Source organism: Neobacillus sp. WH10 (assembly GCF_030123405.1).
GTDB lineage: Bacteria > Bacillota > Bacilli > Bacillales > Cytobacillaceae > Neobacillus.
In genome coordinates, this window is record NZ_CP126110.1 from 3913080 (window position 1) to 3935676 (window position 22597).

Genomic DNA, 22597 nt, shown 5'->3' on the forward strand with positions numbered 1-22597 from the left:
CAATTTCTCAGTGTTTACAAACGAGAAATTGGGCTTTCTTCTTCACAAGTGTTCCCGTTTACGTAATAAAGTCGAGTGTTAAGAGCTGATCTGTCCGACTTAACGTTGATTGAGGCTATCTATCTGTCTGTTTATTTTGGACAACACCTAGCAATCTTTTTCCCAATAGGAATATCGCCAAACCAGTACCCCACAAGATCAGGGCAGAGCCAAAACCTACTACAGACATAAATGCATTTATTTGATATTCCCCCAGCGTGACCTTCTCAGGTACAAACATCAATGTAATAATAGCGAGTAAACAAAGCAGTGTGCCTGTAAAATAATAGAGTCTAACCTGGAAAAGATGGGCCAATGGAAGAAAATGAACACCGACAATAATAGCGATTATGAGAGGTATAAGTTCAGAATGACGAGTAGCGTTACATACAGTGATAGTGATTACTATAGCCAAACCCTCTGCCGCGAAAATAATGTTAAACCAGAATCTCGTAATCTTCCCGCGCTTTAAATCTTCTTTTGAAACCTGATTCTTTAATTCTCGCGATACACGTATTAATAAAACACCGCCGAAGAACAGTGCTATACCTATAATAACAACAGCAACTAACAACAATGGAACACCCCAGCCATGCAATCCCATAACTCCCGTGTACGCCCAAAGAGTACCGAAAAACGCCATGAAAAATACGCCAGATGCCGTGTCGCGTACTGCGGCTCCAGGAATAGTGCTTGATGTTTGCGCCATATATTTCCTCCTTCAACTATTATATTTATGTAATTATATACGAATTCTCATAAACTATGTTACATTTTCCCTGCCCGTTATCTCAATAAGCCTTATTCCAATTATTGAAGGCTAATTCCCATAAAAATGGTTCTATAGTGACAGGAGTCATTTTATTGAACTTATACCAATTTTGAGTTGAAATTTAGTACGAAGTGCAAAACTGCGTGGGCAAAGATCACTTTAAGTAGACCAGCCAAATCGAATGGGGAGGCTACCGCATTAGTTGTGCGAAACACCGATAATAAGCGATATCATTGTGGTTCCACTGGAGGTAATGGAGAGATTAATATAGGGCAAACCTCATGTTATACGCCAATGGTTTATGACTTAGACCCGCGTAGAGCACAAGCTCAGGGCATACATGCTATCCCCAATAGTGACGCCTATAAGAAAGCAGTAACTTTTTGGTATTAGTGGAAAGTGACAATAAAGTTAATTAATATTAAAACATCGAACACTCATAACCCCGTTCTGATTTTAGGACGGGGTTAAAATATAGTTGTTTAATTTTTGATTTATAATACTTCACAGCATATAAAAATATGAAGTCTTTTATTTTCTCTTAGCAACAAAAAAGATTCGTTCTGAATGTGTTTGCGGTTTGGTATGTTCGAAATCTGAGGCAACCTCCAGCACTGCAAAGCCGGCAGCCTCCAGCCAGTTTATATATTGCTGTATAGGATATGTCCGCTGGAAATGAAGTTCATCAAACCGGTCATACTTTCCTGTCCGTTCATCCAAAACAAAAAAACTTAGCTCATGTTCGACACTATTAGGATGTTCACCAGGAAAGCTATTCCAAATATAAGAGACATCTTCCTCATTTAAAGAAAAAGTTTGATTAATGAAAACCTGAGTAATTTTATAGATAGAATGAACATCAAAAATGAAAATCCCTTTGTCGTCCAAATGTTCAATAACATTTGCAAAAGTGGCGATAACTTCATCATCTGTTCGCAGGTAATTTAATGAATCACAAAAAATACCGATGACATCAAATTGTCCCTGACCCTCCAAATCAACCATATTTTGCAAAAAAAAAGGAATTCTGATGCCTTCATCCTCAGCCTTTGCTTGTGCTACAGCCAGCATATCTTCTGACAGATCAACCCCGGATACTTGGAATCCTTCTTGCGCAAAACGGACGGAGAGTTCACCAGTGCCACAGGCTAAATCTAGCAGGCGAGGGGCACCTTTGATGTCATATTTTACAAGTATTTCTTTGACAAACTGTACCCATTCATCATATGGAGCATCCTTCATCAGCTCATCATACAAATAGGCAAACTGTTCATAACTCATGAATTCAGCTCACTGCGGATATCTTCAATAGGTGCATCGCCCCATAACCGTTCTAAATTGTAATAGCCTCTTTCCTCTCGATGGAAGACGTGGGCAACTACATCACCTAAATCAATTAAAACCCATCTCGCTTCATCAAAACCCTCGATTCTTTTAACATCATAGCCCTTTTCCTGCGCTTTTTCTTTCATTTCTCTTGCAATTGCCTGAACTTGTTTATCTGAATTTCCATGGCAAATGATAAAGTAATCCGCAATTAGGGAAATCCCTTTCATATTAAGGGCAAGAATGTCTTCAGCACGTTTATCGTCTGCCGCTTTAACGGTAATTTTTAAAAGTTCTTGATTATACATTCATCAATCCTCCAGTTTATTAATAAGGTCATTGTAAGTAAAAAACGTTTCAGGGTATACAGTTTGATTCTTTTTCATTAAAAATAGAATGGTATTTTGAACCGCTTTAATTAAAGCTCGATCTAGATTTTCCTTGGCCATTTCTCTTACTTCATCGACTCCGGGAAAATGTCTTCCAGGTTCAATATAATCAGCTAAATAGATTATTTTTTCCAGCAAGGTCATATTGGCCCTGCCCGAGGTATGGTAGCGAATAGCATTCAATACTTCACAATCGGTAATGCCGGCTTCTTTCTCCACCAGGTAAGCTCCAACAGGGGCATGCCACAATTCTGTATTAAATTCCAGCAAATCCTGCGGAAATCCCTGGGAGACAATAATTTCTTTCATTTCATCCTTTGGTCGAAACTTCGCATAATCATGAAAAATAGCGGCCACTTCCGCTTTCTTTTGATCTGCCCCATATTGTCCGGCTAAGGTAATGGCCGTTTCCATTACCCCTAACGTATGCTGATAACGGTGCTCTGTTAATTGTGTTTTGACCAATTCTAATGCCTTTTCACGTTCCATATAAATGTTTCTCCTCAATATAATCGATTACCGGATCGGGTAATAAATAACGAACCGTCCTTCCTCTTTTCATTCTATCCCTAATCATACTCGATGACACATCAAATGCTGGAACATCAACATAAAGTACAGGATAGTCTGTTTGATGACTATACGACGTCCTTTCAACCCCAACAAATTGGACCAGGTTGACGAGTTCATTAATTTTATGCCATTTCGGTAAATATTCAATCATATCGGCCCCGATAATAAAGAAAAATTGATGGTCAGTGTATTCCATATTAAGCATTTTTATCGTATCAACTGTATAGGAAGGTCCTTCGCGTTTAAGCTCAATCGGTTGAATCGTAAAAGCTGGATTTCCTGCGATTGCCAGATTTAGCATCTGCAAACGATCCGCATCCTTGACCGATTCCGATTTTTCCTTATGCGGCGGCTCATGATTTGGCATAAACCAAATCTCATCAAGCTGAAGTGCAAAATGAACTTCATTGGCAATCAAAAGATGTCCATAATGCGGCGGATCAAACGTTCCACCTAATATTCCAACCTTTTTCATGCTTTCGCCATCCTTTACTTTCATTAATTAAGGAAGAGTAATTGTTTTCTTTTCAACAGACTCCTTATAAAGAACAATAGTGCTGCCTATGATTTGCACGATTTCTGCACCAGTTCCTTCTGCCAATTGCTCGGCAACTACTGTTTTATCTTCTTCACAGTTTTGCAAAACACTAACTTTAAAAAGTTCTCTTGCTTCTAGTGCATCTAAGATTTGTTTTTTCATATTGTCATTTACGCCGCCCTTACCTACTTGAAAAATAGGATCTAAGTGGTGTGCCTTTGAACGTAAAAATCTTTTTTGTTTACCTGTTAACATGGGTTTCCTCCTAGTTGAACTAACACATTATTTCTCATTCTTTGTACATCAGGGAAAAATCCTGTCCATTTTTCAAAGGCAAGGGCACCCTGATACACAAACATGTTAATTCCGTTTTGAATTCTTGCACCTTTTAAAGCTGCAGCATGTAAAAATTGCGTTTCTAACGGATTATAAATTATATCACAAACGAATGACTGTTTACGTAAATTGTCCAAATTAAGGGGCTGTTCAGCCATTTTCGGGGACATACCGATCATCGTGGTTTGAATAATTAAATCATATTCCCCTATATTTTCGCTAGCTTCCTTTAAAGACAATGCCCTTGATGAACTATCATAAGGACAATCCTCAATGAGTTTCGCGGCTGTCTCTAAAGTACGGTTCGCAATGTCTAGTACGAGAGGTTTTTCCTTGGCCATGGTAAAATAAATCGCTCTAGCCGCTCCCCCTGCACCAATCATCAATATCCTTTGTTCCGATACCATAGGTACGATGGTATTTATCCCTTTTAAAAAGCCAGGGCCATCTGTGTTATAGCCAATCAGACTGCCGTCTTCATTGACAACCGTATTTACAGCACCAATGCTTGCGGCTAATTCATCTACCCCATCGAGAAAGGGAATGATATTACTTTTATGTGGTATGGTTACATTAAACCCGCCGGCACCAATTGCTTTTAATCCTTTAACCGCCGAGCCAAGATCTTCTGCCTTTACTTGAAAAGGGAGATAGTGGGCATCTTTCTGATAAAATGAAAATAAATCATTCAACATAACAGGTGACATGGAATGTCCAATCGGATCCCCCAAAACAGCATATAACTTTTTCACTTGTTTCTCCCCACCCATTTTACGACTTCAAAATTATATTAAAGATTTCCTGATCAACGTTTGCACACCCTTTGGAACGTAAGCCGCCACTTTTGCCCCTGGCTCGTTTACCGTGATCCAGCCGAGTCCGGAAAAAACAATATCCGTTTTCGCTTCTTTTATGATAAAGTCTTGTTTCACAAGCTCTGGAAACGTCTCTATTTGCTCTGGCCCTGGTGGGGTCAGCATTTCCCCGACATGCTTTTCATAAAGCTCGGAAGCATTTTCTATTTTGGTTCGGTGAATATTCAATTCATTGGAAACATAACAAACAAATGATCTTCTGCCGCCGCTAATATAATCGAACCGTGCTAAGCCACCAAAGAATAATGTTTGCCCTTCGTTCAATTGAAACACCTTTGGCTTGATTTCTTTTTTAGGGGTAATAATTTTTAAGTCCTTCTTATCTACAAAATGCGCCATTTGATGATGGTTGATAATCCCCGGTGAATCAATTAATGATTTCTCATCATCAAGTGGGATTTTGATAATATCAAGCGTCGTCCCTGGAAAGTGGGAGGTCGTAATAACGTCCCCTTCTCCTGTTACTTCTTTAATGATTCTATTTATAAAAGTTGATTTTCCTACATTTGTACAACCTACGACATAAACGTCTTTCCCGTTCCGCAACTCGTCAATGGCAGCTGCTGTTTCCTTCACATTTAAACCTTTTGCAGCACTGACAAGGAACACCTCTTCAGGTCTTAGCCCCAGGTCCTTTGCTTCCTGCTTCATCCAGTTAATCATTTTAGAATGCTTCACAGACTTCGGCAGCAAATCAACCTTATTTCCAACAAGTACGACCTTGTTTTGTCCGACAAACCGGTGTAATCCTGGAAGCCAGCTGCCATTAAAGTCAAAAATGTCGACAATCATGACAATCAGAGCATCCGTCCTGCCCATTTCATTTAAGATTTTTAAAAAGTCATCGTCAGTTAAATTTACATCCTGAACCTCGTTGTAATGTTTAAGACGGAAACATCTTTGGCAAATAATCGCCTCCTTTTCCAAAGCAGATGCTGGCGCATATCCTAGTATTTCTGGGTTATCCGTTTGCACTTTAACACCGCAGCCCATGCAAATATATTGTTGTTCACTCACAGATTAATCCTCCCACTGTAGCATGCCTTTTTTTCGGAACCAATTTAGAATTCTTCGTTCCACAAAGCGATTAAATTTTGTCCAGAATCCGTCCGTTTGGGCAACAGGAACAACGAGGATGGTATGAAAACCACTTCGGTTTCCGCCTAGAACATCCGTTAATAATTGATCCCCGATAACAACGGCTTCTTCCTTTTTAATGCCCATTTGTGAGATGGCTTTATAAAACGCCGGTCCCATCGGCTTTCTCGCCCGAAAAATAAACGGGATATTAAGCGGGTCAGAAAAAGCCTTTACTCTCTCTTCATTATTGTTGGAGACAATCGTTACGAGGATATTATGTTTTTTTATTTCATCAAACCATTTAATCAATTGTGGGGTGGCAGTTGGTCGATCCCATTCCACTAACGTATTATCCAAATCCGTAATAATCCCTTTAACCCCTCTTGATTTTAACTCTTCAGGAGATATATCCAAAATGCTTTTCACATGTTCATCTGGTAAAAATTGTTTTAACACTAAGCTTACACCTCATTAAATTCTAAATAAAATTGCTTTTTAAAGATATTGTTCTTCTGCACTCATCTTTTCTTGTACCATCATAACCAATTTTAACCTTTGTTTCAAAAGAAAAGCGAAAGTGCCGCTGACTGTAAATGGAGTAGAACAAATTATTATTTTATCTTATTTTTCTTCAAATCTCGACAATACATGATATTAAATTACGAATCCTTTACATATAAAACGAATTTACTTCAGAAATATGACAAATTAAAGAAAAAAATAAATATTTTTCGACAAACACTAGCTTTCCCAAGACCTGTGGATAACCTTATTAACATTATACCCATTGAATCATTTACATTTCGCTGATTTATAAACAAATTAATCACAAGTTATCCACTAGAACCTGTGGAAAAACAGGACGATTGTTGTATAAGAATAAATTTGGTAGATTTAGGGTACAACAATTGAACATACCATTATATGATTACAGTTCTACGATATAGAACAAATATTTTTTCCGGAGGTGGATTCTGACGTGCGGAAACTGTCAGATGAATTATTAATTGAGTCATATTTTAAAGCAAGAGAATTAAACTTAAGTCCAGAATTTATTGGTCTCATTGAGTCCGAAATTAACCGGCGTTCTTTATTCAAAAAAATTAAAAGATCTTCATAATTTTCAAACCTGCCCTTTAGGGCTTTTCTTTTTGTCTGGAAAAAGGGTCGGAACGCTGCAAGAATGAATCAGTGTTTCCAATCGAAGTGATAAATATCCATTTCTTTTTTTTAATAGTGAAGCCAAGCTCTGCTTACAGCCATTATTATGTTAGGCTGGTTCTTTCAATGGGTTCCATCGTAAATAACGGCGTGGTACGCTCAATTCTTTTTATTAAGGAAAAAGAATAACGGCGCCCTAAACGCCGTCAAACTGCATCTTATACAGATTTGGTCAAAATCCCGATTTTCTCCCCAACCTTTATATCTTTTGGAGACTGTAGCGTGGAATCAATTTGAAAGATATTCTTTTCAAATAATAGGACAACGGTTGAGCCGAAACTAAAATAGGCCATTTCTTTTCCCTTTACTAACTCGGAGCCCTTATGGGTGGTTTCAATCGAATTAACAAACATGGCTCCAACCTTTACAACTGCAACATGCCCAAATTCCGTTTTAACTTCCGTGATCACCCTGAAATTTTTGGCAAGTGTTCGAACACCATACTTTAATCCTAACTTATTTACTGGATATGATTTCGTCCCCAGTGTCCATTGCTTCGTTACGATTCCATCCACCGGACTATGAATGCGATGATAATGACTAGGGCTTAAATACAGAATCATGTATGTACCATTTAAATATTTTGCTAAGAGCTCTCGATCTCCCAGCATTTCTTCGATTGAATATGTCTTTCCTTTCACGATAATGTCACTTGTCTCATTAATCCGCCCAACATCCTCAATAACGGCGTCAACAGGACTGACAACAGCATCATTACTTTTATCAATTCTCCTTGCATCTTGTATCAATGTCCTCACAAATAAATCGTGAAGAGTGGGATATTCAGATAAGCCTTTCTCCATTTCTTCCAGATTCAATTGATAAACCTTGGCGAAGGATGGTACAACAAAACGACTAATTCTTGAACGTGAAAACCGTTTTAAAATGCCGGAAGTCAACCTCCCATTCGTTAACTCAATCATAAGACGATATAACCCTTGTAACATGAAACTACCCCCAAATAGTGTAAAAATACTCTTTACGAAAAGACATAAAACGCTTAGAATTAAATAATATAGTATAAACTAAAGAAATTGATTCCCTTCTGGCTTGAGGAAAGGAGTGCTGTGAAGAATGTTTTTATTGGACGTACTGGATCAGACATTAAAAAAGCTAAAATCCCAAACAGCAAATGTCATCACTTTAACTAATTTATCACTGGGCGGATTTGCGATCATATTCGGGCTACATGGAAATTTAAGATTAAGCCTGCTTCTCATTTTCATCGCAGCATTAGCAGATCGGTTTGACGGCATGATTGCCCGAAAATTTAATATTGAATCAGAGCTTGGGAAACAATTGGATTCCATGAGTGATATTATATCATTTGGAGTGGCACCTGCACTATTACTATTCCAAGGAATTTTACATGAATTTGGTGGACCTGGTTCATTTTTCACAGTATTCTACATCGGATGCGGTGCATTCAGATTGGCACGTTTCAATATTACGGAAAGCAATGGATATTTTACCGGATTACCTATTACGGCAGCAGGCTGCTTGGTAACCTTAAGTTTCTTGGCCATTCCATACCTTCCATCCCAATCGTTCTTATTTATTATCATCATTCTATCATTCCTAATGGTAAGTCCATTTAAACTGAAAAAAGTATAATTACTAACAAATTTGACCTCCTTTAGCGACCCACTAAGAGAGGTCATTTTTTATTTTTCAATAAAAAAAATTTCAGGACAGACACATTTTCTCTTTTTTTTCATAGGAATTATTAATAGGCTTTAGTCTAAATAAAACTAATAGGAAAGTTTACTTCCTTATTATTGGTAAAAAAGCATGGGGGTGGATGTGGATGTCTGGAATCTTAACAGCTCTCGGTTATTTAATGAAGGAATTTTTATTTCTTGTTTCCTATGTAAAAAATAATGCCTTTCCTCAGCCCCTATCTGCTGCAGATGAACGAAAGTACCTACGATTAATGGCAGAAGGGGACCCGCATGCACGGAATATGTTAATTGAACATAATTTACGGCTTGTCGCGCATATCGTAAAAAAATTCGAAAATACCGGTGAGGATTCGGAAGATTTAATCTCAATCGGAACAATTGGTTTAATTAAAGCGATCGAGAGCTACTCTGAGGGGAAAGGAACAAAGCTTGCTACGTATGCCGCCAGATGTATTGAAAATGAAATTCTGATGCATTTACGTGCACTCAAGAAGACGAAAAAGGATGTTTCCCTGCATGACCCGATTGGTCAGGATAAAGAGGGAAATGAAATACCACTAACATGTTATCTGTTTTAGAATATCGAAAAAGCCAAGCGCTTGGAAATCTAATTATCTTACCGAATCTCCTCGAACGTAAGAACCTCATGACGAATTCCTTTCAACCATTCCGTTAGCTTCTTTTTCCGCGATTCAGTTTTTGTAAAAAAATACAAAATTGGAGTTTGGTCTTTAAAAGCCGGCAGCACTTCTCTGTATGATTCAATTTTCTTTTTGTTATCAATCATTTTCCGTTCGTTGTCTACTTCGATTAAATAGAGATAACCATTTCTTTTAAATATAGCGTCACAGATGACTTTCTTTTTGTTTGATAATGATAACCCCTGAAAGGATATTCCAAAACTATTTAGTGCCTTCTCGTTCTTTTCTAGTAGGTGTTCATTCTTCCAATCATGCGGACATTTAAAGTATATATAAACTTCATTTCTCATTAACGAATGAAGTGTTTGATAGCTTACGGTTGTATCATTTTTTTCTGAGGCAATAAACTCTCTACCTTTTTTGTTTAGATAGATTACTTTTTCCTTGTGAAAATAGGTTTCGTGGATATACGGCCGAAGTTGAGTGGAGATAATACGGCAGGCGTTGCGGTAGTTTAAGTGGTGGATATTCTGTAAGTGTTTAATTTTTACGATTCCGAGTCGGTCGATTGTCTGTAGAATGGTTTCTACTCTTTCTTGAGTCGATGAGATCATCCTTTCTCTCCTCCATCATTTTGAACATCATATTGTCGTCAATATACGGTACCTGAACGGTTCTACACTTTTCCACCTTATAAATGGCTCTGCCTGGTATAGATGGCAAATCCTCAGCCCCAATATCATCTAATATGACACGACTAGAGACTTGCGAAGCTGCTATAAAAGAAATTCGAGAAACAATATTCATTTTTATGCTCATATTCACCGATTTTGAAGAAGGATACTGGGTGCCGTAAATGCATCTGTAACCAACCGCCCTACCAATACGGCAAATCTCACTTAAGGCAGCTTGACAAAATTGAGCGTACTTCTTTTCCTCTCCCACTTTTAGATCAGGCGATAACTCAGCTCCTTCATCAACAATAACAAATGTTCTCTTTTTAATTGGTGTATCATTAATGTTGGTATAGCCATTTTTTCTAAAATGTAGCTCCATCTTTTTCATTTTTTCTACAATGGCTCCGAGTACCTCTGCTGTTTCATACACATTGCAAGAAACAGCTTTAACCTGAGGTAACGAGGAATACTTATAAAACTCTAAACCTCCTTTTAAATCCAAAATATAAAACTCTACATCTGCAGGATTATTCAATAACAATGTATGGAAGATAGATTTCATGAAAACTGTTTTTCCGAATCCAGGAACACCACCAACTAAAAAATGGGCGTATTTATCAAAATCATGATATAAAATACCTTTTGGATTTTTCCCTATGGGTACTTCCCACGTACCAGGTCGGAATAAGTCCGCATCATAATCCCACTTTTTCGGCAATTGCTCATGAAACACCTCCATTTTCAAATAACCATCTACCTCAATTTCTACTTCTTTTTGCAAAGCTTCTTTTATCGCTGACAAAACATCCTCAATATCCTCCGTATTCAGTCCATACGGCATAGAAAACAAATATGTGGTATATCCTTCGCATTGGATTTTACTCTTTAAATTAGGGTATTGGAGTACGTCATTACGCTTAATGCAAACTCCTTTGTTCTCAAATATTTGTTTAATGATGGTTTCGTCTTTTATTTTCCCTTTTGGCAGGAATGCAGCTACACCTACGGCAAGGGGTAAAGCTAACCATTCGAGCATTTTGCACCTCCTGTTTTTTCTGTTGGAACAACAGGAAAAAGATTTATGATAATAAATCAAAGCCCTGAAACAAAAAACAATTTTGGACAAGATAAACAATATAAACAATAACCTTTGCATACTACAATGAATCCTTCGCCTATTCTATACTTCGTTGAACACTTCATTTCCTCATTCAAAGAAATAATTTGGCTACATAGTGCATTAAGTACAAGATTGTTCCGAATTTGCTTGTTTCCATTACTAGCTTAACCGCACTTTCATTAATTCGAATCTTTTTACCCAATGCTGCAAGTGCTAACAGTGTGCCACCAGTTGCCCCAGTAAACACGATGCCGAACGTAATTGGGTCCATCTTCTCACTCCTCCCTTCTTTGTATTGTTCATTGTATGGGTATTTGCCAAAATAATGCACGTACACGCGAAATTTAATGACCTATTATTTGAATTAATAATTCACAAAGGAAATGCCAGTTAATTAGAGAATTAATTATGTGGTGATGATTATGTTAAAACCTAATATTGAGGAATTAATCACAAAGAGTGGGTTGAGAAAAGGATATATAGCCGAAAAATTAACAATTTCAGTACGACAGTTAAGGAAATACGAAACTGGAGAAAGTTACATTCCTATTGAAAAAGCCTATATTTTAGCTTGTTTATTACAGGTAAAAGTAGATGAATTGTACACATATATTGAGAAGGAGTAAAACATGACTGTAATTATACAGATACATTACACATCAATAGCTGACACTGATGGCTATCAAAAAAAAGCAATACCGCTAAGAGGAAAAAGTCCTGAACAAGCAGCATATGAATTCTGGAAGTGGATAAAAAGAGAAAATCCGCTGAAAGTGGAAATCAAACAAGTTCTTTGTGAAAAAGAAGATATAACAGAAATGGTATTGGAGTTAGAAAAGCAGGAGATTAATAAAATTATGAATGACGATTTACCTTTTTAAGCCCCACTCATAGAGTGAGGCTCTTTCTTTACATCGTTTCCCACGTAGTAAGAGTATATCCCCTAGCTTTTAATTCCATTGATACGAGACTAGCATTCTTATAGTCCGTTTCTACAACAAACCTGTAAGCGTCACTGTCTTTTGGTGTTTCGAACGGTTTGTAGTAGACCGGATCAGCATAGCACTTAAACCCTTTTGCTTGGTATTCTTGTACTAAGGTTATCGCTTGCCAGTATGCTGTATTGGGGATGGTTACTTTATCTGTAAAGCTTGTACTCACTTTATTATTCTCTCCTTCTTGTTTTTCAAAAGTGTCTGTTCCATAACCTTTATACTTAAATTGCAAGTGAGGTTTATCGACAAAACCTGACCAATCACCACCCCATTCAAACCCAAGTAGCTTAGCTTCAGCAATTGCCTTTTGCACTTCTGGACGTTTATAACCATTCCAGTCAGTATCTCCATTTCTAACCAAAACAAAGTCAAGTGCTTGTCCGACAAGATGGTAGGATTTCATCGTTTGGGATACACCTTTGGCTACATTTTGTCTTTGTTGTTCTTCTGTCCGGATTGTTTCGTAAATTAGGATATCAATGTTGTTTGTAACTAAAAAAGCATGCCATTTGAGTGCGGCTGCTTTAGTGTTATCGGCAAGTTTTGCGATATTATCAAGGTTTCTTTTTTGATAAGTTAAGGCCATTACTTGCCATCTCCTTTGTTATATTTTTCAATCTTGGCATTAATCTCAGATTCTAAGATTTTAAATAACCACATCGGAAAATGCTTGTCCCATCCAAGTACGTAAAGATTCGCGACAAATGACTGTAAATTATGATAGATAAAAGACAGTGCTAAAACAGCGAAAACAAAAGCACCGGTACCTAAAAGCTGATCGAATATCCATCCAACACCAACAATGAGAAAGATAATCCCATCCCTAATAACTGCGTCTATGCCGATATTACTTTCATATACCTTGTTTTTCTTTGCTAATCTGTCGCCCACGGCATAATCAAGAATGAGAATAATCACTAAAGCTATTGCTATATAAATGTGCATTTCTTTAATGCCTTTTGCCTCAAATACAGCATTAAAAAAAGCCCCTACCGAACCGGTTAGAGCTCCTAATACGAGACTTTTATTAACAACCATTTTCTGAAAAACGTCAGTCATTTTATCAAACATAACCCACTCTCCTGTTTCAAAATAAAAAGAGAGCTGATATTCAGCCCTCTTACCTAATTATTTTAATATTTTTTCAGCTTTATCTTTAAATTCTTCGAATGCTTTATCATTATTAAAATTAAAAAACATTTGGCTTAGTGAATAGTCCAGCTCGTCTCCACGTTCGTCCAATGGCTTATTCATGTAAAAATCGTTTAGTGTCTGAGATTCTTTTTCTGTCAAATCTCTATTTTCCTTCTTAGCTTCCACCATCAGGTTGAACATTTTCTCATTTGTACTTTCTTTTTCTACCGTTTTTCCTTGAGCAGTACAGGCAGCCATTAAGAAAACCCCTAACATAGCAACAATTAATTTTTTCATATATTCCACCCCGTATTTGATATACCAAATTTTACTTATGTTGGTAATATATACGTTTGACTTTTTAAAAGGTTTCATCTTTAAGTGGTATAACTGCTTTAATATCTATTCTTGATAAAATGATTTCACCAAAGGCACTGTATAAATTTCATTGTTATTTAAATCAGCGTTGACCTGTAAAGCATCATAGGTTTCAACAGTTACTACATATTCACTGCCGCTGTGAGTAATGATTTTTAATCTCACCCTTTAACACCTCTCCTCCTCATTTGGTTTTCAAATGACTTAATATTACATTTTTCAAATATTCCATTAGGTTTAGATGCTTGAATCTCACCAACAACTGTAAGTGTGACATTCATGATAATAGGTGTATTCCCTACTAATTTTTTAATAACCCATTTTCGTATCAAAACGAACCACCTCCTCTTGATTGAATAAAGAATTGCGTATAAATTTGGGCATTGATACGGCCTAAGTCATTGGGTGCAATTGTAACTGTATGCCAACCTCTATTTACTTTTCCTTCAGTATCTTTTGAAAGATACTGAATTAAGTCGATATTATCACCACTGGTACCAGTGAAAGGAACGGTATTGCCATCCACCTTAATTGTTACCGCAGTTGGTGTTTTGTCTAGCTTGTAAATGCCGAATTGAATTTCATGAGTATGGTTTGGAATTGTTATTTCATGCGCATGATTAGGCACTGTCACGGTATGGGTGTGATTCGGTACATTGAAGTCATGTGTATGATTTGGAACTGCGACGCTATGAGAATGATTTAACTGTCCATCACTTAAAATTACAAGGTGGGTATGAAGCTCATAAGGTGGCGTTATACTTCCCCGTGGCACATCTGTTGCTAAAGTTGTTCCACTATAGTCTTTTGTACCGCTTGATATTGTAGTTCCGCCTCCACTTGCTGTTGACGTGCTTACACCTCCACCACTCGAACTGGTTGAAGTTGTTCCGCCTCCACTTGATGTACTAGACACCACTGCTCCTCCGCCTCCGATGGCTTTCTCATAAGCTCTAAATTTATCAGTCTTAAAAGATAACAAAAGCTTATTAATTTTCACTAATTCGTCCGGTAAATAAAAAGAAATTTCGGCAGGATTATCCGGGTCAGCATTGTCATTGTAATCATGACTGTCGATATTGGTTGCACCCTGGGCATATAACTCATTTATTTGTTGCCTACGCTCAATATCGGCTTGAGTTGTTGACAAGTCATCCGTTTTATTACCGATTTCTAAACTGATATCACCAGGATTTCCTTTCATATCTGACTTAGAATCTTTCATTATTCGCAAATCAACAATTTTTCCAATGCTCGTAACCACCAAGTGAACAATTCTCCCGTGCTTGAACTTATCAATATCCTCACCAGTAATTGAGGAAAGGTCAGCAGCCGAAATGTTCCAAGATACTTTTAATTCTCTCCATTTTTTTAATAGAGCCTCAGCACTTGCTTTTAATGAAGCTGCATCTTCGAACCGTTTATCCGGCCAAATGTATTCTCTTATACCAAATTCTGCAACTGATTCTGCATCTTCCACATAAGGAATTCCATTATTAACGGATTCGATGGTTAGTTGATTATCGCCTTCACCATAGCCCAACGGATAAATTCGGTTATAGATTCCCATTGGATCCTCTGTGATCTGTAACCCTATGAGATTTTTCCCTTCTCTTATCTCGCATGTAACAATGTCCTCAGGTGCCACTAAATTCAACGTCCAAGGATATGAGGTTGTATCCCACGTCCACTGGTATTCTTGATCAAATGGTTTTGGAACACTGAATAGAGCAGAAAGTAAATTATCATTTTCCCATTTATAAGAAAAATAACGAGTAAAATCCACTCTGCCTAGTTTCCAATGTTTCACCTTTTGTCTATCTATTAAATACTGTAATGACTCTTTTGTGGGTAGACCATCGATTTGATGGTATTTAAAAAGCGAGCTGTCTAGCAAGGTCGCTAGGACATGTTCGCATTTATAATTGATACTTTGATTGCTTTCATCCTTAGTCGTTGTTTTTGGGATAATCCGGAATAAACCGATATATTCATTGTTTAAATCGTCCACAATCTCAACATAATTTAGTGGTTTACAGTCCTCATTCTTAGGGTCATTCAATGGCAGTGTAAAGGCTGCCGACCACAGTTCATTGAATGCTCTTTCGTAAGATATTGAATAAGCATTTTCTAAAACGGCCACAGGTTGGAGCTGCCGATTAAGTATTTTTATGATAGTAATCACCGCCTTTCAAACATAAAAAAGAGGACTATTTCAGCCCTCTTGTTACTTTGTCTTTTCCTCCAATTGTTCATCTGCTAAACTAGATTTTTTCCATCATTTGAAATTTTTGTTGTATAATGAAAAAGCCATTAATACATAGGAGTGTCACAATGATAAAAAAACATACTATATTTCAATTGATTTTGTACTGCTACATAATATTCATCTGTCTAGTATCAGTATGGTTGTATCAGCTATCCATCCTATCAATAGGTTTAGCCATAATTGTTTTTCCATTATGGTTAATTAGAAGAAAAAACAAGGATTCAGTGCCTATTTTTTATTTATTTCTATTTATATTGGTATGGGCTTTTTTTACAACCATGTACCATGATTATGGTGTACCTAAACGATTTATTGTCATGCCAATTGTTTTTGCATTTATCACCATGCTTATACCATTTGCTTTTTCTAAACTAACTGCAAACAATAGCATTGATTATAAGAAACATCTATTTTATGTTTCGTTCATCATCACCGCCTGTACAGGATTGTATTCTTTATATTTTTACGCAACTACATTACAGTTTGTACGGTTAAACAGTCCACTTGGTGGTGCGGCTGTTCTTCATGTTGTCTTATTGCTCACCTTAACCGTATACTTGGCTAACTTGAAGGTAGGATTTAGAAAGATACCATCTGCTATATTAGTAGTAATAACGCTTTCTATGATTGTTCTAACTGGTTCACGTGCTGGATTGGTTACGACCATATTGTTATTGTTATCAGTAGTGATCACTAAGAAAAATATTATACGTAGTGTTGCTCTGTTATTATTTTTGGTTGTCATTGGCTATTTTATTTTTCAGTTTCTACCAACTGATAGATTTGGGGATATGAGTGATTCAATAAGGTCAACATCCTATAAAACCAGTTGGTATATGGCTACACAATCCATAGAAACAATTATTGCTGGTAATGGTTATGGGACAGTTTGGCCTTGGTACGCTTTTTACTCAAAATTCCTGAGTTTAAATAGCCCCTTTTTTCATACACCGTTTGGTGATGTGTTATTTCACCCACATTCCATTTTCTTTGGATTGTTTACTGAATTAGGTCTGATCGGACTAATTCCATTTTTAATCATCATATTTATTATAGTTAAACATTTCTTTAAGAATGTCAGAAAAGGGAATGCATTTAACTCGGTTATCCTGTATGGAATACTTTGTTCCTTACCAGCATTTGCGCTCGATTATTATTTATTCCACAATAACAAAATATCAATCATATGGTGGTATTTTGTATTCTCTGCTGTATCCGCAACAAATAGGAATGAAAAAGAAGAGGCATGATGTCTCTTCTTTTTATATTATAACTCCATTGTCTCTTAATTTTTTTATACAACCTTTACATTTGATTTGGGAAGTTAACTCAGCGTTAATTTGGTTAATTCAATTTCAAATCGGTCGTTCGCGATTCTGTTACGATAGTTGATATATCCGTTTGAGTCTATGAAAATAGTCAATTTGCCCGACACAGGCGTAACTCCTGATGAACCTATTACGATGTTTGCACCGCTGTTGATAACCTCCACTAAACTCCCGTTAAGGAGTCTAAATTCTGCATATCCACCTACTAAACTCCTAATCTTAATTATCCAGTTCGTAGTGTTATTAGCAGGAAACACAAAAGACGAATCATTACTACTCGACATTTTGTAGCTCATATTTTCGATATAGTTCAAGATGTTTGCAGATAAATTGTCTTTTTTATTGATTAAGATTTCAAATACAGTATTGGCTACGGAACGGTTAATGATTTTTGTTTTGAATTCCTTAGAACTTACCAATGATGTTGTTAAAAATGCCGAACCACTCAAATATGATATAGGGATATCCACATCATTTTCTAGGTATTTTACTGAGACGTTAGTTAAATCGTTAATATTGAAGACTCCCAAAGAATTACTTGGTCTTGCTCCTATTATTTGCACGTCACCAACTTTAAGATTCAAAAAAGATGGGATTCCTGCTGCTCCGTTAGTAATAAAACTTCTAAATCTTGTAGTATTGACAATTTCAATTATTACTTTTGGGAATGCTGACATTTTAATCTTCCCCGTGGTACCTGCTCTAAAGTTCATAAGGGCTGACTCGCCATCGTAAGTTCCTGATGTTTTATAAAAAACGTTGTTAATGTTGAATTCATCGGTATCACTCGAACCATTGAACTCAAATAAAGAACCCGAACCACCTACACGTTCTAAATTGTTAATTGTGATTTTACAATTGTTACCTGATATACTGATCGGGGCTAGTGCAAAATCACCTGAAAATATTTTAATGTTGTCATAATAAACATTTTCGCACCCGTAGATTTGACCAACGCTATCGAGAACGTCTGAATCTGTTCGTCTTATTACGGTAGTTCCTACATAGATGTTATCCACTCTTGGATCACCTAAATTGAAACCACCTACAAACTTCGGTGCGCCTGTATTAATGCTTTCTAGGTTATCTACATACACATCTGCACTTTGACAGTAAATCGTTCTTTCTATGCACCATTCACCTTTTATTTTGTTTATTTTAATACCTTTACCACCGATATCAGTTAATAATACATCTTTCCCGTTCGAACCTGTTCCTGTATTTTTTCCAATCCACCATTTTGATTGTTCTTTTGTGTTTTTAATACTCAAATTATCAACCACAGCATTTTCAAATGCGCCTAACCAAACTAAGGTTTCAGAGTTAATACCGTGTACATCTCTAATTTTTATGTTTTTTGATAATCCTTTAACCTGTAACGTCATAGCAACATTTTCTGTATTAACATTTTCTACCGAAAGCCATTTTGAACAAGGTGGTAGTGTAATTCCTGACCTCGCTCTTTTATCAGTGGCAACCAGTCCTTTAATATTAATGTTTTTAATTTTTGCCCATTCTATTTCAACTGTGCCTGTCTTTGGGCGAAACATTGTATCCCTATAACCTACAGTGTCTACTCCAGCTCCACCACCATCATCAGTGTTAATGGTGAAATTATCTAATTCAATATTTTTACTAATAGCAAAACCTAAAGAACCTGTAATGTTTATGATTGCACCATCGGATATAATCTGAGGGCAATCCCACTCCTCATTAGAGATTAACTCATATGGAATATCTTTTTTGGGAATACGCAGTTTGTGGTTGTTCTGAAACGCATAAGCAAAAGCACTTTTAAAAACCTCGGTGTCATTACCAACGCCTAATTTACCGAAAGATTTTATGTTTATTGCTATATCCTCCAATTGCGACGCGAAATCTTTTTCTTTTTTATCCAAACGATCCTTTAAAGTAGCATTTACGGTGCCGTCTTCTTCAACTCTTGCTTGTGCAGCTTCAACAGATGAATCACCTTCGATGATAACCTGATTAAACTGCTGTTGTACGGAATCAGCCTTAGTTTTCGCTTCATTTGCAGTAGTTACAGCAGCCACAGAGTTTGTCTCAGAAGTAGTTGACTTATTTAATGCTTCATTGCTATTATCAATAGCCTGATTTAATTTAGGATAAGTCTGTTTTAGACTATCCGTACCTAAAATTTTAGGAGCATCTGCCATCTCACATCCTCCTTATACATATTGGTAAGTTAAGCTCTCGCTGATTGTTAAATTTAAATTGCTACCTGAAACCGTTATTTGATTAGTACCAGGAAGCAATTCTAAAAAAATACCATTTGATATTGTTAAATCTGAAATTCCGTTAACTTTGACTACATAATTATCCGTTATTTCAAGAGATTTATTTGCAAAGTTTTTAAAGGTCATGGTTTTACCATTTGCTGAAAAAGAAACGTTATCTCCGCTTCCTTCCATCTGGAATGAAAACAGAATAACCACCGTACCATTGTTAATGATTTCAAATGATTGTGGACTGGTTATTTTTCGATCACTAAAACCTGTATCCCACAGCAAATCACTTAATATAGGAATATCTGATTCCATGACAATTTCATCAGATGGAACCATAAAGTTTTTACGTGGTTTGCTAGCAATCAATGGTAGGTCAAAGAAAGCAAATCCATGTATCCTCCGTGGCGTGAATCCATTAGCGATTTTCACACGATAATATTTATCTTGTTCATAATCAAATGACAATTTCATTTCACGGGGTCGCCCGTATGGATCCAACAAAAAAGCAACGAATTCATTGATCCTTCGCTGCTTTTCATTTTTATCATATTCGATAAAACCTAGGGGAAAATTAAAGGGTTTGGGACCTGATTCTGAGCCGAAATCCCATTCGCCATCCATCCCTGGTATGATCATTGCCTTACGTCTTAATTCCGGTACAGCAGGGTGATCATGCTCTTGCTGTATTTGTAAACCCCATTTACTGATTGGAATACCATCCAGAAATATCACAGCATGACCACTCCTTTGCCACGGGCATTTGATTTTGTCAGATTATAAAGTTCCCTTGCAATTTTTTGAATGTCAGCCTCTTCACGAACAATCATTTGCTGTACAACTACACCACCGCTATTTCCAGTATCCATCCGATCACTAATCATGTTTGCAATTGTGCCCAATACTTTGTCGCTAAGTGGCAAAGCCGCTTCGGGTACACTAGCGTCCCCTATTCCTACTAATCTAGGGCTGTTAGCTGGGAATAAACCTCCATCTTTAAACCAATCAACACTTATTTTAGGGACACTCATGTCAGGTGGTTTTAAATCGAACTTCCCAGACAATTTGAAATGAGGCAGTTTTAATTTTGGTAATTCCCAATCTATTCCTTCAAAAAGATTAGCAATTTTATCTCGTAATTTTCCAGCTTTTTCCATAATTGTATCCCAGTTTTTGTATAAGGAAATTCCGGCACCCACTAACGCTCCGATAGGACCTGTTAAACCCAATATTATCTCTTTAAATGGTCCTAATTTATCAAATAATTCAATTGCTTTTGACTTAACAGTGTCCCAATTTTTATGAAGTGCTACTCCTATTGCAATAAGTGCCGCAATTGCAGCCATTATTCCAAGTATGATAGCTGTTAATGGCAACATGCCAATATTTAAAGCGATGGCTCCTGCCGCAAGTGCTGTAAATATTGGAGCTAAAGCCAGCCCTAGTCCGATTAATATTCCTAAAACGGCAATTATGGATGCTATGGTAGCTGCAAGAGTTGGATTTTCTTGTATCCATTCAGCTACTTTTGAAATGACATCGGCTATCATCGTTAACAATGGAGATAAGGCGGTTTGCATTTCGGTCAGGGCCTGCTGCATCTGTATAGCAGGATCTGCATTAAGTTGTTCGACAGAGTCATTGAGTTGGTCTTGATTGGTTTTAAAATCTACTACTTTGTCTTTTGCATTAATGAGAGTTTGAGTGATATTACTCCCATTTTCTTCATAAAGAGTTCCAAAAAGTTTTATACCAACAAGGTTTCTAGTAGTTGGGTCCTCGATCCCCTCGAGAGCTTTTGCAACTTCTACCATGGCAGCAGAACCTTTTTCTCCACCTTCGGCAACAGCCTTACCCCAATTTTGTAATTGTTCAGCAGAAATACCCGTTCCTTTTAACAATTCCTTTGTTGTGTCATCAACCCCAGCGCCAAATTCTGCAAGAACAATCCTGCCTTCTTTCAGGCCATCTAAAAGTACATCAATGTTCCAGGTGCCGGTATCAACACCTGCAACGAATATAGCTTGGATTTCTTCAGCATTATATCCAGCTCGCTTCATTTGTGCCCCATACTCTGTGATGATGTCCAACTGGTCAGGTGGAAATCCAACTTTAAAAAGATTATTCACTAGTCCAAGTGCATTTTCTTGTGTCATTCCAAGCTCGTTTGCAATTTCATGAGTCTCTTGAATTAATTCAGTGAAATCAACATCACCGTAAGATGCAACAATGGCTGCAGCGCCTTTGACTATTGCCGAATTTGTATCATCACTAGCTGTTTTATTTAAAGCCCATTGTCTACGGACACCCTCAAGGGCCGCTTCACTCTCCACACCGTAGACTTCGATTATTTTAATTGCTTCCCTTACAGATTCTTTAGATTCATCCTGGACATCAAAGGTCAGATTAATTTTAGTTTTAAGAGATGAGGTATCCAAGGCTTTTTGGATAGCCCCGGCAATACCACCGCCAGCAGTTAATCCTCCCAACAGACCAGCTAATTCTCCACCTAGTTCCTTAACCGACCCTTCAGCTTCCTCTGTATCGTCTGACAGCTGCTGCATGTCTTGTCTGACTTCATTAACAGACGAATTATCACCGACTTGGGAAAGTCTTCGCCGTAATCCATTCAATTGTCCTTCTGTAGCGACGATTTCACGCTGGAAAGCACGATATTGGTCTATTCCTATTTCGCCACGTTCAAACTGCGCTTGTACCTGGGATTGGGCTTCTTTCAAACGGTCTAATTTCTCACTTGTATTGGCAACTTGCTCTGCTAAGATTTGCTGCCTTTGAGCAAGGAGTTCAGTATTGCCTGGATCAAATTTAAGCAACCGTTCTACACTCTTTAATTCTGACTGTAAGTCCTTGCTGCGTTTATTCACATCCCTAAGCGCGTTTTGCAATCCAACCGTATCGCCACCGATTTCAACCGTAATCCCTTTAATATTACTTGCCATGTTCTCACCTCACTTAAA

Annotated in this window: 27 protein-coding genes and 2 pseudogenes; 7 read left to right on the top strand and 22 right to left on the bottom strand. The window is 37.2% G+C overall.

Going from position 1 to position 22597, the window contains the following annotated elements; genetic code table 11:
• Positions 1-115: 115 nt before the first annotated feature.
• Positions 116-748 carry a DUF7010 family protein gene (locus tag QNH20_RS19010; RefSeq protein ID WP_283919538.1) on the bottom strand — a complete coding sequence of 211 codons (633 nt, stop codon included), beginning with the start codon at positions 746-748 and terminating at the stop codon, positions 116-118.
• A gap of 174 nt (positions 749-922) precedes the next feature.
• Here QNH20_RS19010 and QNH20_RS19015 point away from each other — a divergent pair.
• Positions 923-1204, top strand: a pseudogene (locus QNH20_RS19015) (DUF2690 domain-containing protein); the annotation flags it as partial.
• Positions 1205-1342: 138 nt separating this feature from the next.
• On the opposite strand, the gene QNH20_RS19020 reads toward QNH20_RS19015, so the two are convergent.
• The 8 genes from QNH20_RS19020 to QNH20_RS19055 are packed head-to-tail and all read right to left on the bottom strand — an operon-like array spanning position 1343 to position 6384.
• Complete coding sequence (locus QNH20_RS19020; protein ID WP_283919539.1) at positions 1343-2092, bottom strand: class I SAM-dependent DNA methyltransferase; 750 nt, start codon at positions 2090-2092, stop codon at positions 1343-1345.
• Entirely contained in the window at positions 2089-2445 is a 357-nt protein-coding gene (gene rsfS, locus QNH20_RS19025) for a ribosome silencing factor (RefSeq protein WP_283919540.1), read from the bottom strand. Before rsfS ends, QNH20_RS19020 begins: the two co-directional genes overlap by 4 nt.
• Before the next feature lie 3 nt (positions 2446-2448).
• Complete coding sequence (yqeK, locus tag QNH20_RS19030) at positions 2449-3015, bottom strand: bis(5'-nucleosyl)-tetraphosphatase (symmetrical) YqeK (RefSeq protein ID WP_283919541.1); 567 nt, start codon at positions 3013-3015, stop codon at positions 2449-2451.
• Positions 3005-3574 (bottom strand): nicotinate-nucleotide adenylyltransferase, encoded by a 570-nt coding sequence (locus QNH20_RS19035; protein ID WP_283919542.1) that lies wholly within the window; start codon positions 3572-3574, stop codon positions 3005-3007. Before QNH20_RS19035 ends, yqeK begins: the two co-directional genes overlap by 11 nt.
• 27 nt (positions 3575-3601) lie before the next feature.
• The gene (yhbY, locus tag QNH20_RS19040; RefSeq protein ID WP_283919543.1) at positions 3602-3892 is read right to left on the bottom strand and encodes a ribosome assembly RNA-binding protein YhbY; all 291 of its coding nucleotides are present in this window, start codon (positions 3890-3892) and stop codon (positions 3602-3604) included.
• Positions 3886-4725 carry a shikimate dehydrogenase gene (gene aroE / locus QNH20_RS19045; protein ID WP_283919544.1) on the bottom strand — a complete coding sequence of 280 codons (840 nt, stop codon included), beginning with the start codon at positions 4723-4725 and terminating at the stop codon, positions 3886-3888. The genes yhbY and aroE overlap by 7 nt, the downstream gene beginning before the upstream one ends.
• 33 nt (positions 4726-4758) lie before the next feature.
• Positions 4759-5841, bottom strand: coding sequence for a ribosome biogenesis GTPase YqeH (gene yqeH / locus QNH20_RS19050; protein ID WP_481858112.1), 1083 nt, complete (start codon positions 5839-5841; stop codon positions 4759-4761).
• Positions 5842-5868: 27 nt separating this feature from the next.
• Entirely contained in the window at positions 5869-6384 is a 516-nt protein-coding gene (locus QNH20_RS19055; protein ID WP_283919546.1) for a YqeG family HAD IIIA-type phosphatase, read from the bottom strand.
• Positions 6385-6907: 523 nt separating this feature from the next.
• On the opposite strand from QNH20_RS19055, the gene sda reads away from it, so the two are divergent.
• On the top strand, positions 6908-7048 hold the full coding sequence (gene sda, locus QNH20_RS19060; RefSeq protein ID WP_283919547.1) for a sporulation histidine kinase inhibitor Sda: 141 nt from the start codon (positions 6908-6910) through the stop codon (positions 7046-7048).
• Between the two features lie 259 nt (positions 7049-7307).
• On the opposite strand, the gene QNH20_RS19065 is transcribed toward sda, so the two are convergent.
• Positions 7308-8096 (bottom strand): phosphatidylserine decarboxylase, encoded by a 789-nt coding sequence (locus QNH20_RS19065; protein WP_283919548.1) that lies wholly within the window; start codon positions 8094-8096, stop codon positions 7308-7310.
• A 127-nt stretch (positions 8097-8223) separates the two neighbouring features.
• Here QNH20_RS19065 and pssA point away from each other — a divergent pair, with 127 nt between their 5' ends.
• Together pssA and sigK are read left to right on the top strand one after the other, a co-directional pair.
• Positions 8224-8763 (top strand): CDP-diacylglycerol--serine O-phosphatidyltransferase, encoded by a 540-nt coding sequence (pssA, locus tag QNH20_RS19070; protein ID WP_283919549.1) that lies wholly within the window; start codon positions 8224-8226, stop codon positions 8761-8763.
• Between the two features lie 193 nt (positions 8764-8956).
• Positions 8957-9391: pseudogene (sigK, locus tag QNH20_RS19075) on the top strand (RNA polymerase sporulation sigma factor SigK); the annotation flags it as partial.
• Between the two features lie 56 nt (positions 9392-9447).
• Here sigK and QNH20_RS19080 read toward each other — a convergent pair.
• From QNH20_RS19080 to QNH20_RS19090, 3 genes are all read right to left on the bottom strand, one after another.
• Positions 9448-10086: a hypothetical protein gene (locus tag QNH20_RS19080; RefSeq protein WP_283919550.1), complete on the bottom strand. Its 639-nt coding sequence runs from the start codon at positions 10084-10086 to the stop codon at positions 9448-9450.
• On the bottom strand, positions 10013-11185 hold the full coding sequence (locus QNH20_RS19085) for an FtsK/SpoIIIE domain-containing protein (protein ID WP_283919551.1): 1173 nt from the start codon (positions 11183-11185) through the stop codon (positions 10013-10015). Before QNH20_RS19085 ends, QNH20_RS19080 begins: the two co-directional genes overlap by 74 nt.
• Before the next feature lie 175 nt (positions 11186-11360).
• Positions 11361-11540: a hypothetical protein gene (locus QNH20_RS19090; RefSeq protein WP_283919552.1), complete on the bottom strand. Its 180-nt coding sequence runs from the start codon at positions 11538-11540 to the stop codon at positions 11361-11363.
• A gap of 151 nt (positions 11541-11691) precedes the next feature.
• Between QNH20_RS19090 and QNH20_RS19095 the strand changes: the two genes are divergently transcribed.
• Together QNH20_RS19095 and QNH20_RS19100 are read left to right on the top strand one after the other, a co-directional pair.
• Complete coding sequence (locus QNH20_RS19095; protein ID WP_283919553.1) at positions 11692-11895, top strand: helix-turn-helix domain-containing protein; 204 nt, start codon at positions 11692-11694, stop codon at positions 11893-11895.
• A 3-nt stretch (positions 11896-11898) separates the two neighbouring features.
• A complete protein-coding gene (locus QNH20_RS19100; protein WP_283919554.1) occupies positions 11899-12150 on the top strand; it encodes a hypothetical protein in 252 nt (83 codons plus the stop codon).
• A 28-nt stretch (positions 12151-12178) separates the two neighbouring features.
• Here QNH20_RS19100 and QNH20_RS19105 read toward each other — a convergent pair whose 3' ends face one another.
• The 6 genes from QNH20_RS19105 to QNH20_RS19130 all read right to left on the bottom strand — a co-directional run bounded on the left by QNH20_RS19105 (position 12179) and on the right by QNH20_RS19130 (position 15919).
• A complete protein-coding gene (locus tag QNH20_RS19105) occupies positions 12179-12850 on the bottom strand; it encodes a M15 family metallopeptidase (protein WP_283919555.1) in 672 nt (223 codons plus the stop codon).
• Positions 12850-13335, bottom strand: a complete 486-nt coding sequence (locus tag QNH20_RS19110; RefSeq protein WP_283919556.1) for a phage holin family protein — start codon at positions 13333-13335, stop codon at positions 12850-12852. Before QNH20_RS19110 ends, QNH20_RS19105 begins: the two co-directional genes overlap by 1 nt.
• A gap of 57 nt (positions 13336-13392) precedes the next feature.
• Positions 13393-13695 carry a hypothetical protein gene (locus QNH20_RS19115; RefSeq protein WP_283919557.1) on the bottom strand — a complete coding sequence of 101 codons (303 nt, stop codon included), beginning with the start codon at positions 13693-13695 and terminating at the stop codon, positions 13393-13395.
• Between the two features lie 105 nt (positions 13696-13800).
• Positions 13801-13941: a hypothetical protein gene (locus QNH20_RS19120; protein WP_283919558.1), complete on the bottom strand. Its 141-nt coding sequence runs from the start codon at positions 13939-13941 to the stop codon at positions 13801-13803.
• Positions 13938-14108 carry a hypothetical protein gene (locus QNH20_RS19125; protein WP_283919559.1) on the bottom strand — a complete coding sequence of 57 codons (171 nt, stop codon included), beginning with the start codon at positions 14106-14108 and terminating at the stop codon, positions 13938-13940. Before QNH20_RS19125 ends, QNH20_RS19120 begins: the two co-directional genes overlap by 4 nt.
• Positions 14105-15919, bottom strand: coding sequence for a phage tail spike protein (locus QNH20_RS19130; RefSeq protein WP_283919560.1), 1815 nt, complete (start codon positions 15917-15919; stop codon positions 14105-14107). The genes QNH20_RS19125 and QNH20_RS19130 overlap by 4 nt, the downstream gene beginning before the upstream one ends.
• Before the next feature lie 191 nt (positions 15920-16110).
• Here QNH20_RS19130 and QNH20_RS19135 point away from each other — a divergent pair, with 191 nt between their 5' ends.
• Positions 16111-17295 (top strand): O-antigen ligase family protein, encoded by a 1185-nt coding sequence (locus QNH20_RS19135; protein ID WP_283919561.1) that lies wholly within the window; start codon positions 16111-16113, stop codon positions 17293-17295.
• A gap of 74 nt (positions 17296-17369) precedes the next feature.
• On the opposite strand, the gene QNH20_RS19140 is transcribed toward QNH20_RS19135, so the two are convergent.
• From QNH20_RS19140 to QNH20_RS19150, 3 genes are read right to left on the bottom strand one after another with little or no spacing between them, the layout of a single operon-like run.
• Complete coding sequence (locus tag QNH20_RS19140) at positions 17370-19550, bottom strand: hypothetical protein (protein ID WP_283919562.1); 2181 nt, start codon at positions 19548-19550, stop codon at positions 17370-17372.
• A gap of 12 nt (positions 19551-19562) precedes the next feature.
• Positions 19563-20354: a phage tail domain-containing protein gene (locus QNH20_RS19145; protein WP_283919563.1), complete on the bottom strand. Its 792-nt coding sequence runs from the start codon at positions 20352-20354 to the stop codon at positions 19563-19565.
• A complete protein-coding gene (locus tag QNH20_RS19150; protein WP_283919564.1) occupies positions 20351-22579 on the bottom strand; it encodes a phage tail tape measure protein in 2229 nt (742 codons plus the stop codon). The genes QNH20_RS19145 and QNH20_RS19150 overlap by 4 nt, the downstream gene beginning before the upstream one ends.
• Between the last annotated feature and the right edge of the window lie 18 nt (positions 22580-22597).

Coding starts and splice junctions, on each gene's coding strand:
- QNH20_RS19010 (WP_283919538.1), bottom strand. CDS start 748: ATGGCGCAAACATCAAGCACTATTCCTGGAGCCGCAGTACGCGACACG.
- QNH20_RS19020 (WP_283919539.1), bottom strand. CDS start 2,092: ATGAGTTATGAACAGTTTGCCTATTTGTATGATGAGCTGATGAAGGAT.
- rsfS (WP_283919540.1), bottom strand. CDS start 2,445: ATGTATAATCAAGAACTTTTAAAAATTACCGTTAAAGCGGCAGACGAT.
- yqeK (WP_283919541.1), bottom strand. CDS start 3,015: ATGGAACGTGAAAAGGCATTAGAATTGGTCAAAACACAATTAACAGAG.
- QNH20_RS19035 (WP_283919542.1), bottom strand. CDS start 3,574: ATGAAAAAGGTTGGAATATTAGGTGGAACGTTTGATCCGCCGCATTAT.
- yhbY (WP_283919543.1), bottom strand. CDS start 3,892: ATGTTAACAGGTAAACAAAAAAGATTTTTACGTTCAAAGGCACACCAC.
- yqeH (WP_481858112.1), bottom strand. CDS start 5,841: ATGGGCTGCGGTGTTAAAGTGCAAACGGATAACCCAGAAATACTAGGA.
- QNH20_RS19065 (WP_283919548.1), bottom strand. CDS start 8,096: ATGTTACAAGGGTTATATCGTCTTATGATTGAGTTAACGAATGGGAGG.
- pssA (WP_283919549.1), top strand. CDS start 8,224: ATGTTTTTATTGGACGTACTGGATCAGACATTAAAAAAGCTAAAATCC.
- QNH20_RS19080 (WP_283919550.1), bottom strand. CDS start 10,086: ATGATCTCATCGACTCAAGAAAGAGTAGAAACCATTCTACAGACAATC.
- QNH20_RS19085 (WP_283919551.1), bottom strand. CDS start 11,185: ATGCTCGAATGGTTAGCTTTACCCCTTGCCGTAGGTGTAGCTGCATTC.
- QNH20_RS19090 (WP_283919552.1), bottom strand. CDS start 11,540: ATGGACCCAATTACGTTCGGCATCGTGTTTACTGGGGCAACTGGTGGC.
- QNH20_RS19095 (WP_283919553.1), top strand. CDS start 11,692: ATGTTAAAACCTAATATTGAGGAATTAATCACAAAGAGTGGGTTGAGA.
- QNH20_RS19100 (WP_283919554.1), top strand. CDS start 11,899: ATGACTGTAATTATACAGATACATTACACATCAATAGCTGACACTGAT.
- QNH20_RS19105 (WP_283919555.1), bottom strand. CDS start 12,850: ATGGCCTTAACTTATCAAAAAAGAAACCTTGATAATATCGCAAAACTT.
- QNH20_RS19110 (WP_283919556.1), bottom strand. CDS start 13,335: ATGTTTGATAAAATGACTGACGTTTTTCAGAAAATGGTTGTTAATAAA.
- QNH20_RS19115 (WP_283919557.1), bottom strand. CDS start 13,695: ATGAAAAAATTAATTGTTGCTATGTTAGGGGTTTTCTTAATGGCTGCC.
- QNH20_RS19135 (WP_283919561.1), top strand. CDS start 16,111: ATGATAAAAAAACATACTATATTTCAATTGATTTTGTACTGCTACATA.
- QNH20_RS19140 (WP_283919562.1), bottom strand. CDS start 19,550: ATGGCAGATGCTCCTAAAATTTTAGGTACGGATAGTCTAAAACAGACT.
- QNH20_RS19150 (WP_283919564.1), bottom strand. CDS start 22,579: ATGGCAAGTAATATTAAAGGGATTACGGTTGAAATCGGTGGCGATACG.